Below are 15,934 nucleotides of genomic sequence, written 5' to 3' on the forward strand. Positions count from 1 at the left end.
AAATGCCCGACCCTCGTCGCATGGCACTTCGATCACGTTCACGCACCGCCACAGCGACCAGCGGCCCCGGCCGCGGACCCGCCTCCGACGGCCGGGTCCGCCACCGCCGCCACGCCGACCACCGCCGACGCCCACCCGCCCCGACGGAGGAACTGCGCCGCCGAGCGGAACTCCTCTTCGGCGAACGAGCCGTGGAATGGCGGGAGTCGGGCAACGCCCCGCCGGGCGGCCAGGCGTTCACGAGTGCGTCGTCGGTCACGAGCATGTCGACGGTCACGGCATCCGAGGCCGAACCGCCCGGGACCGAATCACCGGAGACCGAACCACCAGAGGCGGCAAGTCTCTTGGAGGTGACGGAGCCCGTCGTGCCCGGCTGGCGGGAGCGAGCCGGGCTGGCCCTGCGGGAGCGGGCACCGGTGTGGTTGCAGACGCGGTACGGGGTGGAGCGTCGGGGAGTGATCGCGCTCTCTTTGGTGCTGCTGGTTGCCTCCGTCCTCGCCGTACAGCACTTCTGGGCCGGCCGGACCCAGTCCGTGAGTGCTCCGCAGATGGTGCGCGCGGAAGCCCCGTTCGGCAGGCGCACGGGTGAGGGGAAGGGCGAAGGAGGGGCGGCCGGTGACCGTCCGGCCGGTGTGTCCGTGGGGGCACCGGGCGGAGAGATCGTCGTGGATGTCGGCGGCAAGGTCAGGCATCCGGGTGTCCGGCGCCTGCCGGCCGGTTCGCGGGTGACCGACGCGTTGCGCGCGGCCGGCGGGGTCCGCCCGGGCGTGAGCACCGAGGGGCTCAACCGGGCCCGCTTCCTGGTGGACGGCGAACAGGTGGTCGTCGGGGCGCCGCCGGGGGCACCGGCGCCGCCCGGCCCGGTCGGCGGGGGCGGACAAGGACCGGCCGACGCAGGCTCCACAGCGCCTGTCTCCCTCAACACGGCGACCGCCGACCAGCTCGACACCCTGCCCGGAGTCGGTCCCGTGCTGGCCCAGCACATCATCGACTACCGCACCCGGCACGGCGGTTTCCGCTCGGTGGACGAACTGCGCCAGGTCAACGGCATCGGCGACCGCCGCTTCACCGACCTGCGAAGTCTGGTACGGCCATGAGCCCCACACGTGACGATGATCGGAGGCACAGGGCATCCGGGGCTGTCACCGGTCGCGCTCCGGAGCAACGGCTCTCAGGGCCGGAGGTGGGCGAGGCCGCTGAGTCTCGGCCTGCGGATGCGGCGGATCTGCGGCTCGTTCCGCCCGCGCTCGCGGTCTGGGCCACGGCGGCGCTGGCGCTGGACCTCCCGACGGGCTGGAGTGTGGGGGTCGCGGTGGTCTGTCTGGTCGTCGGGGGTGCCCTGCTGGTGGTGGGGCGGCCCGAGGGCGCCGGCCGGCGCCGTCCTGTAGCTCCCGGACGGCGGTTGCGGGCGGGACCCGTCGAGGGGGAGCGCGGACGGTTCGCCTGGGCTCGGGTGCCGGTGGCCGCGGTGCTGCTCTGCGTAGCCGCGGCCTCCGCCTCGGCCGGGCTGCACGGGGCGGATGTACGGCGCGGGCCGGTGCCCGAGCTGGCCCGGCGGTTCGCGACCGTGACCGCCGAGGTCGAGTTGACCGGAGACCCCTGGCTGAGCAGGCCGCGGGTGCGGGGCGATCATGCGACGCCGGGGGTGGTGCTGGCCCGGGCGGAGGTGCGGCGCGTCGGGATGAGCGACGGGACGCGGGTGCGGACGCGCAGCCCGGTGCTGCTGATGGTCGACGCGGACGGCTCGGCAGCGGAGAGCGGTGCCGAGAAGGGCGCTGCGGGCGGGAGTTCCGCGCCGTCTGCGGGCACCGGTGCTCGGGGCGTGCAGGGCGGGCGCTCGGCCTGGGCAGGGCTGTTGCCGTCCACGCGGCTGCGGGTGAGCGGGCGGCTGGCGCCGGCCAGGTCGGGCGGTGACCGGACCTCGGCCGTGCTGCGGGTGCGGGGCGGGCGGGGGCCGGACGTCGTGGCGGGGCCGAGCGGGCCGCAGCGGCTGGCGGGGCGGCTCAGGGCCGGGTTGCGGGAGGCGACCGACGGGCTGCCGGCGGATGCGCGGGCGCTGCTTCCCGGCCTGGTCGTCGGCGACACCTCGCGGATCACACCCGAGCTGGACGAAGCCTTCCGAGAGACGGACCTGGCGCACACGCTCGCCGTCTCCGGCAGCAACCTCACGGTCCTGCTCGCCCTGCTCATCGGACCGCCCGGCCTGGCCCAGCGGACCGAGCGCCGCGGACTGGCCCCGCGCCTGGGGCTCTCGCTGCGGGCGACCGCCCTGCTCGCCGGGGTGCTCACGGTGGGGTTCGTGGTCGTGTGCCGGCCCGATCCCAGCGTGCTGCGGGCCGCGGCCTGCGGTGCGGTCGCCCTGCTGGCCCTGGCCACCGGGCGCCGCAGGTCCCTGATCCCGGCGCTGGCCACGGCCGTCCTGCTGCTGGTGCTGTACGACCCGTGGCTGGCCCGCAGTTACGGCTTCCTGCTCTCCGTGCTGGCCACCGGCGCCCTGCTCGTGCTGGCGCCCGCCTGGAGCGAGGGGCTGCGGCGGTGCCGGGTGCCCGCGCGGCTTGCCGAGGCGCTGGCCGCCGCTGCCGCCGCGCAGGCCGTGTGCGCGCCGGTCGTGGCGCTGCTGTCGGCCCGGGTGAGCCTGGTGGCGGTGCCCTGCAACCTGTTGGCGGAGGTGGCGGTGGCACCGGCCACGGTGCTGGGGTTCGCGGCGCTCGTGGCGGCGCCGGTGGCGATGTCGGTGGCCAAGGTGCTGGCCTGGTGTGCGAGTTGGCCGACGCGCTGGATCGCCGGGGTCGCCCGCACCGGGGCCGCCCTGCCCGGCGCGGGAGTGGACTGGCCCGCAAGCCTGCCGGGAGCGCTGCTGCTGGCGGCGGTCACCGTGGCCGTCGTCCTCGCCGGGCGGCGACTGCTGCGGCACCCGTGGTGGTGCGGGGCGCTCGGCCTGCTGCTCCTGCTAACGGTGGTGCGGCCGGCGCCGCTGACCAGGGTGATCACGGGCTGGCCGCCGCCGGGCTGGCGGTTCGCGATGTGCGATGTCGGACAAGGCGACGCGACCGTGTTGGCGGTGGGTGAGGGAGCCGGCGTGGTCGTGGACGCGGGGCCCGATCCCGAGCTGGTCGACCACTGCCTGCGGGAGCTGGGCGTCACGCGCATCCCCCTCCTCGTCCTCACCCACTTCCACGCCGACCACGTGGCGGGACTGCCTGGAGTGCTGCGCGGTCGCGCGGTGGCCGAGATCGAGACCACGGGCTTCGAAGAACCCGCGGACCAGGCCGAGTTCGTGCGAAGGGAGGCGGCCGAACGGCACATCCCGCTCAGCCGGGCCGTGGCGGGGGAGCAGCGGCGCACCGGACCGCTGGCCTGGCGCGTGGTGTGGCCCCCGCCGGGCCCGGCACCGGAGCCGGACGGCCCGAACGACGCGAGTGTCGCGCTGCTCGTCCGGACGGGCCGGCTGCGGATGTTGCTGCTCGGGGACCTCGAACCCCCGGCCCAACAGGCACTGTTGCACTCGCCGGACGCGGCCGGACTGGCGGCGGTGGACGTACTGAAGGTGGCCCATCACGGCTCGGTCTACCAGGACCCGGACCTCATACGGCTGGTGGCCCCACGGGTGGCGTTGATCTCCGTGGGCGCCGACAACCCCTATGGGCACCCGGCACCGGCGACCGTGGCCGCGCTGCGGACCGGCGGGGCGGTGGTGCTGCGCACGGACCGGGACGGGCCGCTCGCGGTCGGCGGGGGCGGGGGAGCGGACGGCGAAAGGCTGACGGTTGGGCGAAAGCCGCACTGGGTGCCGCTGGCTGGGTGACGAGTCCCGTACTTGCTCCGGCGGCCGGGAGAGAACTTCAAAGCGACCGGTTCGTACACAAGGGCGGCAGCCGGGCCACCACCGAGCTGCCCCCAGGGCTGACCTGCCCGTTCGGCGCTCGTGCGGTGCCGGAGAATGGGCCCGTGAGCGATGTGAGACACGTGCTGGTGCTGCCCGACCGCGAGGCCGCCGAGGAGGCTGCCGAGGCGCTCCGGGAGCGGTTCGGCGTCCACGAGGAGCCCCGGATCGTCCGGGACGCCCTGGCCGGCGAGGACGACGCCGAGGACGCCCAGTGGCTCGTCGTCCTGCGGGACGAGAACGAATTGCTGGACCCGGCGGAGCTGGACGCGTTCGCGGGGGAGTGGGACGGCTGGCGCGAGGAGCCGTGACCCCGAGACGGACTCCGGGGACGCTCGGGGACCGGTCAGGGTCCGCGGCCGGTTCGTTGTCAGTGCCGCGTGGGATGCTTTGAGCGATGGCCAGAAAGACTGCGAATGACGACCCTCTCGCCCCCGTGACGCTCGCCGTGGGCCAGGAGGACCTCCTGCTCGACCGTGCCGTGCAGGAGGTGGTGGCCGCCGCCAAGGCCGCCGACGCCGACACGGACGTACGGGACCTGACCCCGGACCAGGTGCAGCCCGGCACGCTCGCCGAGCTGACCAGCCCGTCGCTCTTCGCCGAGCGCAAGGTCGTGGTCGTACGCAACGCGCAGGATCTCTCGGCCGACACGGTCAAGGACGTGAAGGCGTACCTCGGGTCGCCCGCCGAGGAGATCACCCTGGTGCTGCTGCACGCGGGTGGCGCCAAGGGCAAGGCGCTGCTGGACGCCGCGCGCAAGGCGGGAGCGCGGGAGGTGGCCTGTCCGAAGATGACCAAGCCGGCGGACCGGCTGGCGTTCGTGAGAGGGGAGTTCCGGGGGTTCGGGCGGTCGGCCACGCCCGAGGCGTGCCAGGCACTGGTCGACGCGATCGGCAGCGATCTGCGGGAGCTGGCCTCCGCGGCGTCGCAGCTCGTCGCCGACGTGGAGGGGACGATCGACGAGGCCGTCGTCGGCCGGTACTACACGGGGCGGGCCGAGGCGTCGAGCTTCACGGTCGCCGACCGGGCGGTCGAGGGGCGTACGGCGGAGGCGCTGGAGGCGCTGCGCTGGTCGCTGGCGACCGGGGTCGCGCCGGTGATGATCACCAGCGCGCTGGCGCAGGGCGTCCGGGCGATCGGCAAGCTGTCCTCGGCGCGCGGCGGCCGTCCCGCCGATCTCGCGCGGGAGCTGGGCATGCCGCCGTGGAAGATCGACCGGGTGCGGCAGCAGATGCGCGGCTGGACCCCTGACGGGGTCGCGATGGCCCTGCGGGCGGTCGCCGAGGCCGACGCGGGCGTGAAGGGCGGCGGCGACGACCCCGAGTACGCCCTGGAGAAGGCGGTCGTGGCGATCGCCCGGGCCGCGCGGTCCAGGGGCCGGGGCTGATCCGGCCGCTGCGGAACCGCGGGCGCGGGGAATCGTAGGCACCGGCCGAACACGGGTACCGGCGGCACATCGGGACCGGCCGAACACCGGTACCGGCCGCAATTCGGTACAGCCGTACAGCCGTACAGCGGTACCGGCCGTACCTCGGGCACACGGTGACCGTGCACCACCTCACGGCGGAGCCCCCGGGCGGGCGTCGGCGTCGGCCTCCGTGTATGCCGAAGGCCCCGCCGCCCGCCCTGGGGAAGGGTGGGAGGCAGGGCCTTCGGATCAAGCTGGCGAGCCCGTTCCCGCGTGGCGAACGCAGGCCGCGAACAGGCTCTGGGGTGCCGGACGGGAGCGGATGAGAGAGGGCCCGCTCTGGGTCCTTCCGGCGGTCAGATCAGAAGGAGGTTCAGCCCTTGAGGGAAACGACCTTGGAAGCCAGCGCCGACTTCTTGTTGGCGGCCTGGTTCTTGTGGATGACGCCCTTCGAGACGGCCTTGTCGAGCGCACGCGCGGCAGCGCGCTGCAGCTCGGTGGCCTTCTCGACGTCACCCGCGGCAGCAGCCTCACGGGCCTTGCGGATCGCGGTCTTCAGGGAGGACTTGACGGCCTTGTTGCGCAGCCGAGCCTTCTCGTTGGTCTTGATCCGCTTGATCTGGGACTTGATGTTCGCCACGAATGAGCCTTTTCAGGTTCTGGTGCGGGGCCGCTCGGGTCCCGTACCGCTGATTCAAAAATTTCCAGTTGTGCCTCTTGCTGAGAGGGCATGAGACACAGCGCTCTACATTACCAGTGGCCCCGGGGGCAGCCCAAAACGGTCCCCGCTCGCTCTCCGTGGGACCATGGAGACAACGTATAGATCCGACCCGAGGCATAAGGCGCCTCAAGAGACAGGACCCTGCGTGCCCGCGACCCCTAACCATGTGCCCGAGCCGAGCCGTACCGACCCGGCTCTGATCCGCAATTTCTGCATCATCGCGCACATCGACCACGGCAAGTCCACGCTCGCCGACCGGATGCTCCAGCTGACCGGTGTGGTCGAGCAGCGGCAGATGCGTGCTCAGTACCTCGACCGGATGGACATCGAGCGCGAGCGCGGTATCACGATCAAGTCCCAGGCGGTGCGTCTGCCCTGGGCCCCGACGGAGGGGCCCGACCAGGGCGCGACGCACATCCTGAACATGATCGACACCCCGGGGCACGTCGACTTCACCTATGAGGTCTCGCGGTCGCTGGCCGCGTGCGAGGGCACCGTCCTCCTCGTCGACGCCGCCCAGGGAATCGAGGCGCAGACCCTCGCCAACCTCTACCTGGCGATGGAGAACGACCTCACGATCATCCCCGTGCTGAACAAGATCGACCTGCCCGCGGCCCAGCCGGAGAAGTTCGCCGAGGAGCTGGCGAACCTGGTCGGCTGCGACCCCTCCGACGTGCTGAAGGTCTCCGCCAAGACCGGCCTCGGTGTCGACGCGCTGCTGAACAAGGTCGTCAAGGAGATCCCGGCCCCGGTCGGTGTCGCCGACGCGCCCGCCCGCGCGATGATCTTCGACTCGGTCTACGACTCCTACCGCGGTGTCGTGACGTACGTCCGTGTCATCGACGGCCAGCTCAACAAGCGCGAGCGCATCAGGATGATGTCGACCGGCGCGACCCACGAGCTGCTGGAGATCGGCGTCAGCTCGCCCGAGATGCTCCCGGCCGACGGCCTCGGCGTCGGCGAGGTGGGCTACCTGATCACGGGTGTGAAGGACGTCCGCCAGTCGAAGGTGGGTGACACCGTCACCAGCCAGGCGAAGGGGGCGACCGAAGCGCTCGGCGGGTACAAGGACCCGAAGCCGATGGTCTTCTCCGGTCTGTATCCGCTCGACGGCTCCGACTACCCGGAGCTGCGCGAGGCCCTGGACAAGCTCCAGCTCAACGACGCCGCGCTCGTCTACGAGCCGGAGACCTCCGCCGCCCTCGGCTTCGGTTTCCGCGTCGGCTTCCTCGGCCTGCTGCACCTGGACGTGATCCGGGAGCGGCTGGAGCGCGAGTTCGGGCTCGACCTGATCGCCACCGCGCCCAACGTGGTCTACCGCGTGGTCATGGAGGACCGCACCGAGCACGTCGTCACCAACCCGAGCGAATTCCCCGAGGGGAAGATCAGCGAGGTGTACGAGCCGGTCGTGCGCGCCACCATCCTGGCGCCCACCGAGTTCATCGGTTCGATCATGGAGCTGTGCCAGACCCGGCGCGGCACCCTGCTCGGCATGGACTACCTCTCCGAGGACCGCGTCGAGATCCGCTACACGCTGCCCCTCGCGGAGATCGTCTTCGACTTCTTCGACCAGCTGAAGTCCAAGACCCGCGGCTACGCCTCCCTCGACTACGAGCCCACCGGCGAGCAGACCTCCAGCCTGGTCAAGGTCGACATCCTGCTGCACGGCGACAAGGTGGACGCCTTCTCGGCGATCACCCACAAGGACGCCGCGTACGCGTACGGGGTGCGGCTCGTCGCCAAGCTGCGCGAGCTCATCCCGCGGCAGGCCTTCGAGGTGCCGATCCAGGCCGCCATCGGCTCCCGGGTCATCGCCCGCGAGACCATCCGCGCCATCCGCAAGGACGTCCTCGCCAAGTGCTACGGCGGTGACATCTCCCGTAAGCGGAAGCTGCTGGAGAAGCAGAAGGAAGGCAAGAAGCGGATGAAGATGGTGGGTTCGGTGGAAGTTCCGCAGGAAGCCTTCATCGCCGTCCTCTCCAGCGATGACAGCGCGAGTTCGGCCAAGAGCAAGAAGTAACCAGAGGTAACAACTGGTGACGCCCGCAAACCGGGCAGACGGGGGCCCGTCGTGCGAAAGCGCGGCGGGCTTCTGCGCATACGTATACGCATACGTAGCTTCGCGTTCCGTCGAAAGTGACAGGCCGATGCCCCTTACGCAGCGGCCGGTCGACGCTTACCCTGATCCCTGCTCGATAGTTACTCGCGAGTTAAACAAGCTGTCCCACCCCCACACCCGTGAGTCAACCCAGCCGCACTTGAGCCAGCCGCACCGTCGCGGGCCCCCGGAGGATGTCGTGAGCGACACACAGACCCTGATCGAGAACCGTCCGCCGTCCGTGGCGGCCCTCTTCCTGGAGCGCGTGGCGGCCACACCGGACGCCGAGGCATACCGCTACCCCGTCCCGCCGGCCTCCGGCCAGGGCCCCGACGAGTGGAAGTCGCTGAGCTGGGGCCAGGCGGCCGAGCGGGTGTACGCGATCGCGGCCGGGCTCATCGAACTGGGCGTGCAGCCGGAGCAGCGGGTGGCGCTCGCCTCCTCGACCCGCGTCGAGTGGATCCTCGCCGACCTCGGCATCATGTGCGCGGGCGGCGCCACCACGACCGTCTACCCGCAGACCAACGCCGACGAGTCGGCGTTCATCCTCTCCGACTCCGAGAGCCGCGTGCTGATCGCCGAGGACGCGGCCCAGCTCGCCAAGGCCCTGCAGACGCGCGCCGAGCTGCCGGACCTCACCAAGGTCGTCGTCGTCGACCCGGCCGGCGTCGAGACGAACGACTGGGTGACGACCCTCGCCGAGCTGGAGCAGCGCGGCGCCGCCTACCTGGAGAAGCACCCGGAGCTGATCAAGGAGCGGGTCGGCGGGATCACCCGGGAGCAGCTCGCCACCCTCATCTACACCTCCGGCACCACCGGCCGCCCCAAGGGCGTGCGTCTGCCGCACGACAACTGGGCGTACATGGCGAAGGCGATCGCCGCGACCGGGCTGATCAGCGGCGAGGACGTGCAGTACCTGTGGCTGCCGCTCGCGCACGTCTTCGGCAAGGTGCTCACCTCCGGGCAGCTCGAGGTCGGGCACGTCACCGCCGTGGACGGCCGCGTCGACAAGATCATCGAGAACCTTCCGGTGGTGCAGCCGACATACATGGCGGCCGTGCCGCGCATCTTCGAGAAGGTCTACAACGGCGTCGCCGCCAAGGCCCGCGAGGGCGGCGGGGCCAAGCACAAGATCTTCCAGTGGGCCGCCGAGGTCGCCCGCGAGTACGCCAAGGTGAGCCAGGACAACTTCCGGCGCACCGGCACCTCCTCCGTGCCGTTCGGCCTCGGCGCCAAGCACAAGGTCGCCGACGCCCTCGTCTACTCCAAGCTCCGCGAGGCCTTCGGCGGCCGGCTGCGCGCCTGCGTCTCCGGCGCCTCAGCGCTCTCCCCGGAGATCGGCTACTTCTTCGCCGGCGCCGGCATCCACATCCTGGAGGGCTACGGCCTCACCGAGACCTCCGCGGCCTCCTTCGTCAACCCCGGCGAGGCCTACCGCACCGGCACGGTCGGCAAGCCGCTGCCCGGCACCGAGGTCCGCATCGCCGAGGACGGCGAGATCCTGCTGCGCGGCCCCGGCATCATGGAGGGCTACCACCAGCAGCCCGAGAAGACCTCCGAGGTGCTGGAGTCCGACGGCTGGTTCCACACCGGCGACATCGGCGAACTCTCGCCCGACGGCTACCTGCGCATCACCGACCGCAAGAAGGACCTCATCAAGACCTCCGGCGGCAAGTACGTCGCCCCCGCCGAGGTCGAGGGCCAGTTCAAGGCCGTGTGCCCGTACGTCTCCAACATCCTGGTGCACGGCGCCGACCGGAACTACTGCACCGCGCTCATCGCCCTCGACGAGATCGCCATCCTCCAGTGGGCCAAGGAGAACGGCCTGGACGGCAAGTCGTACGCCGAGGTCGTGGCCGCTCAGCAGACGGTCGACATGGTCGAGGGATACGTCAAGCAGCTCAACGAGGGGCTGCAGCGCTGGCAGACGATCAAGAAGTTCCGGCTGCTGCCGCGGGACCTCGACGTCGAGCACGGCGAGATCACGCCGAGCCTGAAGCTGAAGCGGCCGGTGGTGGAGCGGGAGTACAAGGATCTGATCGACGAGATGTACGCGGGGACCAGGGAGTCCTAGGCCCTGTCGCGGTCTCACAGGGGGCGCGGGGGCCGTCGGCGGCTGCGGGCTGTCGGCGGCTGCTCGCGCCCACGTGGCGGAGCCGCATATCAGGCACAGTCCCGCGCCCCTTTGGTCGGCTTCGGTCCAGCCTCGCTCGAAAGTGTCCGTCTGGGATCACTCCCGTAGCACAGTTCTCGTCCTTCGCTGGCCGGTTTGGTAACTCCTCGCTTATATGCGCCCCCTGTCTGTCACGCTGGCCGCATGGACATGGCGGCCATACCGACGCAGCGGGAGACCGAGGACCGCGCCAGTGGGGGGAGCGGGCGCGCCGGCCTGCCCGGAAGCCCCCTCGCGCCGGGTGCCGCCCGTGCGCTGGTGCGTGCCGCGTTCGCCGAGTGGGCCGACCGCGGGCTCCTCGGCGCCGAGGGCGGGGCCCGGCTCGCCGACGACGCCATGGCCGTCGTCAGCGAACTCGTCACCAACGCCGTCGTCCACGCCGGCACCGACGTGGAGGTCGCCTGGCGCCTGGAGGACACCGGCGCGTTCGTCGTCGAGGTCGGCGACCTGCACCCCTCCCGCGCCCCGCGCGATTCGGCCGGCGGCGAGGTGCCCTGCGACACCCCCGAGTACGGGCGCGGCCTGCGCCTGGTCGCCACCCTCGCCGAGTCCTGGGGCGTCACCTACCGCACCGGCGCGAAGACGGTGTGGGCCCGGCTGCCCCCGGGCGGCGTCGCCGGCCCGGACGGCCCCGCCCCGGAGCAGAGCCTGGCGGTCGCCGAGGACCTCGCCCCGCAGCCGCAGCGCCCCGGCAGCGACCGGGACTGGCTCGGCCGCGGCGCGCTGTCCTTCCTCGCCGAGGCCTCCGACCTGCTCGCCGGCCAGCTGGACGAGAACCTGGTCGCGGCCCTCACCGGCCAGCTGCTCGTGCCCCGGTTCGCCGACTGGTGCGCGGTGTGGCTGGAGGACGAGGCGTCCGTGCGCGGCGGCGACGGCTGCGGACCCGCCCGGGTCTGGCACGCCAGCGAGTCCCGCATCGAGGAGCTGTGCCGCGCCCTGGAGAAGGAGCCGCCGTGCCCGCGCGACGGACTGCGCTCGGGCCCGGAGCCGTACCCCTGGCCCGGTGACGCGCTCGGCTCGCAGGGTGCCGAAGGCACGGCGCTCGCCTACCGGCTCATCGCCGGCGGCCGGCCGCTGGGCACGCTGGTCATCGGCCGGTGCGGGCTGCTGCGCTTCCCCGACGAGATCACCGGGCTGGTGGAGGACCTCAGCCGCCGGGTCGCGCTTGCCATCGGCGCGGCCCGCCAGTACGCCCGCCAGGCCACCATCAGCGCCGTCCTCCAGCGCGGCCTGCTGCCCGGTGCGGTCGCCGAGATCCCCGGGGTGCGCAGCGCGCTCGTCTACGAGCCCTGCGACAAGGGCGGCCCCAGCGGCGACTTCTACGACCTGTTCCCGGCGGGCGACGGCCGCTGGTGCTTCGCCGTCGGCGACGTACAGGGCAAGGGCCCCGAGGCCGCCGTCGTCATCGGGCTCGCCCGGCCCTGGCTGCGACTGCTGGCCCGCGAGGGCTACGGGGTCGCCGACGTCCTCGACCGGCTGAACCAGCTCCTCCTGGACGACGCCACCGAGGCCGCCGACGCCGCCGCGCGCGCCCTCGTCGCCGCCGGCGGCCGGGCGGTGCCCCCCGGGGACGGCCCGCAGACCCGCTTCCTGTCCCTCCTCTACGGCGAGCTGTCCCCCCTGGACGACGGCGGCGTCCGCTGCACCCTCGCCTCCGCCGGCCATCCGCTGCCGCTGGTGCTGAGCCCCGACGGGACGGTGCGCACCGCCGCCCGGCCGCAGACGCTGCTCGGCGTGGTCGAGGACGAGACCTACACCAGCGAGACCCTCGAACTGCGGCCCGGCGACAGTCTGCTGTGCGTCACGGACGGGGTCACCGAGCGCCGCTCCGGGCCCCGCCAGTTCGACGACGGCGACGGGCTCGCACGCGCCCTGTCCGGCTGCGCGGGCCTGAGCGCCGACCTGATCGCGGAACGCATCAGGACCCTGGTGCACGACTTCGGCGGGGGCCTGCCGGAGGACGACCTGGCGCTGCTGGTGCTCCAGGCGGAGTAGCGGAGCAGGAGTAGCCGGGCAACGGTCGCGGTGCGGGACAATGGAGGACATGCCTTCCGCACTCCCCGACGGCGAGCCCGTCCCCGACGACGGCGCGCTGCCCGCCTCCGCGCTCGCCGGGGCGCCCGATCGACCCCTCGGGTTCTACCTCCATGTCCCGTACTGCGCGACCCGCTGCGGCTACTGCGACTTCAACACCTACACCGCCACCGAGCTGCGCGGCACGGGCGGAGTGCTGGCCTCCCGCGACAACTACGCGGACACCCTGACCGACGAGATCCGTCTGGCCCGCAAGGTGCTCGGCGACGACCCCCGCCAGGTCCGCACGGTGTTCGTCGGCGGCGGCACACCGACGCTGCTGGCGGCGGACGATCTCGTACGCATGCTGGGTGCGATCCGCGAGGAGTTCGGCCTGGCGGAGGACGCCGAGATCACCACGGAGGCGAACCCGGAGTCGGTCGACCCCGCATACCTCTCCGCCCTGCGGGAGGGCGGCTTCAACCGCGTCTCCTTCGGCATGCAGAGCGCGAAGCAGCACGTGCTGAAGATCCTTGACCGGACCCACACGCCGGGCCGCCCCGAGGCGTGCGTGGCGGAGGCGCGGGCGGCGGGCTTCGAGCACGTCAACCTGGACCTGATCTACGGCACGCCGGGGGAGTCGGACGACGACTGGCGGGCTTCGCTGGAGGCGGCCCTCGGCGCGGGCCCCGACCACATCTCGGCCTACGCGCTGATCGTCGAGGAGGGCACGCAGCTCGCGCGCCGCATCCGCCGGGGCGAGGTCCCGATGACCGACGACGACGTCCACGCCGACCGCTACCTGATCGCGGAGGAGGCGCTCACGGCGGCGGGCTTCGACTGGTACGAGGTCTCCAACTGGGCCACCTCCGAATCCGCCCGCTGCCTGCACAACGAGCTGTACTGGCGGGGGGCCGACTGGTGGGGGGCCGGTCCCGGGGCGCACTCGCACGTGGGCGGGGTGCGCTGGTGGAACGTCAAGCATCCGGGGGCGTATGCGGCGGCGCTGGCGTCGGGGAAGTCGCCGGGGGCAGGGCGTGAGGTGCTGTCCGGCGAGGACCGGCGGGTAGAGCGGATCTTGCTGGAGCTGCGGCTGCGGGAGGGGGTCCCGCTGTCGCTTCTGAAGGAGGAGGGGCTGGCGGCGTCCCGGCGGGCGCTGGCGGAGGGGCTCCTCCAGGAAGGGCCGTACGGGGAGGGATACGCGGTACTGACGCTGCGGGGGCGGTTGCTGGCGGACGCGGTGGTGCGGGACTTGGTGGACTGATCACTCGGCGGAGTGAATCACTGCGGAATGCCGGTTCGCTCCCTAACCTGATTCGTAGGCTGCCGCCAAAAGTACGCGGCGGATGTGGAGGGCCACGGAGATGACCGCTGTGGACGAGCGTGGGATGGCCAAGTTCTTCGAGGAGTTCGAGCCTCCGGAGGGCGCCAAGGTTGAGCTTCTCCGGGGGGTGATCGTGATGATGTCCAGCCCTGACATCGTGCACAACAGGATCGTTGCCGATGTACAGGACCAGATCCCGCGGCGCTGGGCGCGTCTGCAAACCCAGGACGTCGACATCGTCGACGAATCCAGTGAGCCGGTACCGGATCTGGTGGTTCTGGCGCACGATCTCCTGCCCAGCTCAGGGCGCCTGCTGCCGTGCCAGCTGATCACGATGCTCGTCGAGGTCGTCTCCAAGTACAGCGTCCACCAGGACTACGTGGTCAAACGCTCGATCTACGCTGCGGGAAAGGTCCCCGCCTACCTCATCCTCGACCCGATCATGGCGCACTGCGTCCTGCTGACGAAGCCCGCAGGCGAGGGCGAGGACGCCGACTACCTGAGCCAGGAGATCACCAAATTCGGAGATCCAGTCCCGGTGGAGGTTCTGGGACTCGAACTGGACACCAAAGCATTCGGGACACTTCCCGGCGTCAGGCCCCACCGCTACCCGTGACGAAATCGATCAACTCCTCCACCCGCCCCAGCAGCTCCGGCTCCAGGTCCTTGTAAGACCCCACCCGCGCCAGAATCGCCTGCCACACCGCCCCGGTGTTCTCCGACGGCCAGCCCAGCGCCCGGCACACCCCTGTCTTCCAGTCCTGCCCGTGCGGGACCCGGGGCCACTCGGCGATCCCCAGTGAGGCCGGCTTCACCGCCTCCCAGATGTCGATGTACGGGTGGCCCACCACCAGCGCGTGTTCGCTCGTCACCGACTGGGCGATGCGCCACTCCTTCGTGCCCGGCACCAGGTGGTCCACCAGGACGCCCAGGCGGGCGTCCGGGCCCGGTGCGAACTCGGCGACGATCGACGGCAGGTCGTCCACGCCCTCCAGGTACTCCACGACCACGCCCTCGATGCGCAGGTCGTCGCCCCACACCTTCTCGACCAGCTCGGCGTCGTGCCGGCCCTCGACGTAGATGCGGCCGGCACGGGCCACGCGAGCCCTGGCGCCGGGTACGGCTACCGAGCCGGAGGCCGTGCGGGTGGGCCTCACCGGACTCGAAGTCGGCCGTACGAGCGTCACCACCCGCCCCTCCAGCAGGAAGCCCCGCGGTTCCAGCGGGAACACCCGGTGCTTGCCGAAACGGTCCTCCAGGGTCACCGTGCCCGCCTCGCAGCGGATCACCGCCCCGCAGAAACCGGTGCCGGGCTCCTCCACCACCAGGCCGGGCTCCGCCGGGACCTCCGGTACGGGCTGCTGCTTCTTCCACGGCGGGGTGAGATCGGGGGAGTACTGGCGCATTCGGATGACGATAGGAGAAGCGGTGGACCCCCGTTCACGACACGCCGAAACGCGCCGCCAGCTCGTCGCGTTGCCGGCGTACGAAGGCCGCGTCCACCACCGCTCCGTGACCGGGCACGTACAGCGCGTCCTCGCCGCCCAGCGCCAGCAGGCGGTCCAGTGCGTCCGGCCAGCGGGACGGGACCGCGTCCGGGCCCGCCTGGGGCTCGCCGGACTCCTCGACCAGGTCGCCGCAGAAGACCACCTCCGGGTCACCCGGTACGAGGACCGCCAGGTCGTACGCGGTGTGGCCCGGGCCCACGTTGGCCAGCAGTACCTGCCTGCCGCCGCCCAGGTCCAGCGTCCACTCGCCCGAGACCAGGTGGTGGGGAGGGGCCAGGGCTTCCACGGCCTCGTCCGCGTCGGCCGGCGGCAGGCCGTGACGGATCGCGTCCTGGCGCAGCTCCTCGCGCTCGTACGTGAACACCGCGTCCAGGCCCACCGCCCCGTACACCTCCGCCCCGGCGGACGTCCCGGCAAACGTCCCGGCGAACGCGGCGGCGCCGAAGACGTGGTCGAAGTGCGGATGCGTGAGAGCGAGATGGGTCACACGGTGACCCGCGAGCGCCTGCGCCCGCGCCCGCACCCGCGCGCCCTCGGCCAGGCTCGACCCGGCGTCCACCACGAGCCCCGTACCCTCCCCGAGAACCAGCCCCACGGTGCAGTCCCAGCCGGGCAGCCGGCACCGCCCGACCCCCGTGGCGAGCCGCTCCCACTCCACCTCTTCCCAAGTCACCGTCATACCGCGACGCTAGCGACAACGGTCATCCTGAACACGAACCGGGCACGGTGACGCGGGGGCCGGCCTTGCCCGGGGCGTACCCCACAGCCGTACACTGGGCCGGGGAAGGCTGGCACTCGCGTGCGAA

12 protein-coding genes are annotated in these 15,934 nt (G+C 72.1%); 9 read left to right on the forward strand and 3 right to left on the reverse strand.

Translation table 11 applies throughout. The annotated features are described in order from the left end of the window. The first annotated feature begins 20 nt into the window (after nucleotides 1-20). From ACWD35_RS30220 to holA, 4 genes are all read left to right on the forward strand, one after another. Nucleotides 21-1,097 (forward strand): helix-hairpin-helix domain-containing protein, encoded by a 1,077-nt coding sequence (locus ACWD35_RS30220; RefSeq protein WP_451354491.1) that lies wholly within the window; start codon nucleotides 21-23, stop codon nucleotides 1,095-1,097. Beyond that, entirely contained in the window at nucleotides 1,094-3,805 is a 2,712-nt protein-coding gene (locus ACWD35_RS30225; protein WP_451354492.1) for a ComEC/Rec2 family competence protein, read from the forward strand. The genes ACWD35_RS30220 and ACWD35_RS30225 overlap by 4 nt, the downstream gene beginning before the upstream one ends. 143 nt (nucleotides 3,806-3,948) lie before the next feature. Then, a complete protein-coding gene (locus ACWD35_RS30230) occupies nucleotides 3,949-4,194 on the forward strand; it encodes a hypothetical protein (RefSeq protein ID WP_451354493.1) in 246 nt (81 codons plus the stop codon). Nucleotides 4,195-4,280: 86 nt separating this feature from the next. Beyond that, the gene (holA, locus tag ACWD35_RS30235) at nucleotides 4,281-5,270 is read left to right on the forward strand and encodes a DNA polymerase III subunit delta (protein ID WP_451354494.1); all 990 of its coding nucleotides are present in this window, start codon (nucleotides 4,281-4,283) and stop codon (nucleotides 5,268-5,270) included. A gap of 394 nt (nucleotides 5,271-5,664) precedes the next feature. Here holA and rpsT read toward each other — a convergent pair whose 3' ends face one another. Continuing rightward, a complete protein-coding gene (gene rpsT / locus ACWD35_RS30240) occupies nucleotides 5,665-5,931 on the reverse strand; it encodes a 30S ribosomal protein S20 (RefSeq protein ID WP_360144457.1) in 267 nt (88 codons plus the stop codon). 226 nt (nucleotides 5,932-6,157) lie between these two features. Between rpsT and lepA the strand changes: the two genes are divergently transcribed. From lepA to ACWD35_RS30265, 5 genes are all read left to right on the forward strand, one after another. Next, entirely contained in the window at nucleotides 6,158-8,032 is a 1,875-nt protein-coding gene (gene lepA / locus ACWD35_RS30245) for a translation elongation factor 4 (protein ID WP_451354495.1), read from the forward strand. Nucleotides 8,033-8,309: 277 nt separating this feature from the next. Beyond that, the gene (locus ACWD35_RS30250; RefSeq protein WP_451354496.1) at nucleotides 8,310-10,184 is read left to right on the forward strand and encodes an AMP-dependent synthetase/ligase; all 1,875 of its coding nucleotides are present in this window, start codon (nucleotides 8,310-8,312) and stop codon (nucleotides 10,182-10,184) included. 249 nt (nucleotides 10,185-10,433) lie between these two features. Then, complete coding sequence (locus tag ACWD35_RS30255) at nucleotides 10,434-12,278, forward strand: SpoIIE family protein phosphatase (protein WP_451354552.1); 1,845 nt, start codon at nucleotides 10,434-10,436, stop codon at nucleotides 12,276-12,278. Between the two features lie 49 nt (nucleotides 12,279-12,327). Beyond that, nucleotides 12,328-13,560 (forward strand): radical SAM family heme chaperone HemW, encoded by a 1,233-nt coding sequence (hemW, locus tag ACWD35_RS30260; protein ID WP_451354497.1) that lies wholly within the window; start codon nucleotides 12,328-12,330, stop codon nucleotides 13,558-13,560. A gap of 82 nt (nucleotides 13,561-13,642) precedes the next feature. Further along, the gene (locus tag ACWD35_RS30265) at nucleotides 13,643-14,236 is read left to right on the forward strand and encodes a Uma2 family endonuclease (RefSeq protein ID WP_451354498.1); all 594 of its coding nucleotides are present in this window, start codon (nucleotides 13,643-13,645) and stop codon (nucleotides 14,234-14,236) included. Here ACWD35_RS30265 and ACWD35_RS30270 read toward each other — a convergent pair. Further along, a complete protein-coding gene (locus ACWD35_RS30270; RefSeq protein ID WP_451354499.1) occupies nucleotides 14,214-15,026 on the reverse strand; it encodes a DUF3097 domain-containing protein in 813 nt (270 codons plus the stop codon). The two genes, ACWD35_RS30265 and ACWD35_RS30270, sit on opposite strands and share 23 nt — an antisense overlap. 34 nt (nucleotides 15,027-15,060) lie before the next feature. Continuing rightward, nucleotides 15,061-15,807 carry an MBL fold metallo-hydrolase gene (locus tag ACWD35_RS30275; protein WP_451354500.1) on the reverse strand — a complete coding sequence of 249 codons (747 nt, stop codon included), beginning with the start codon at nucleotides 15,805-15,807 and terminating at the stop codon, nucleotides 15,061-15,063. Nucleotides 15,808-15,934 lie beyond the last annotated feature (127 nt).

Source organism: Streptomyces sp. NPDC002671, assembly GCF_053592475.1.

Coding starts and splice junctions, on each gene's coding strand:
- hemW (WP_451354497.1), top strand. CDS start 12,328: ATGCCTTCCGCACTCCCCGACGGCGAGCCCGTCCCCGACGACGGCGCG.
- ACWD35_RS30270 (WP_451354499.1), bottom strand. CDS start 15,026: ATGCGCCAGTACTCCCCCGATCTCACCCCGCCGTGGAAGAAGCAGCAG.
- ACWD35_RS30275 (WP_451354500.1), bottom strand. CDS start 15,807: ATGACGGTGACTTGGGAAGAGGTGGAGTGGGAGCGGCTCGCCACGGGG.
- ACWD35_RS30265 (WP_451354498.1), top strand. CDS start 13,643: ATGTGGAGGGCCACGGAGATGACCGCTGTGGACGAGCGTGGGATGGCC.
- ACWD35_RS30255 (WP_451354552.1), top strand. CDS start 10,434: ATGGCGGCCATACCGACGCAGCGGGAGACCGAGGACCGCGCCAGTGGG.
- holA (WP_451354494.1), top strand. CDS start 4,281: ATGGCCAGAAAGACTGCGAATGACGACCCTCTCGCCCCCGTGACGCTC.
- ACWD35_RS30225 (WP_451354492.1), top strand. CDS start 1,094: ATGAGCCCCACACGTGACGATGATCGGAGGCACAGGGCATCCGGGGCT.
- ACWD35_RS30220 (WP_451354491.1), top strand. CDS start 21: ATGGCACTTCGATCACGTTCACGCACCGCCACAGCGACCAGCGGCCCC.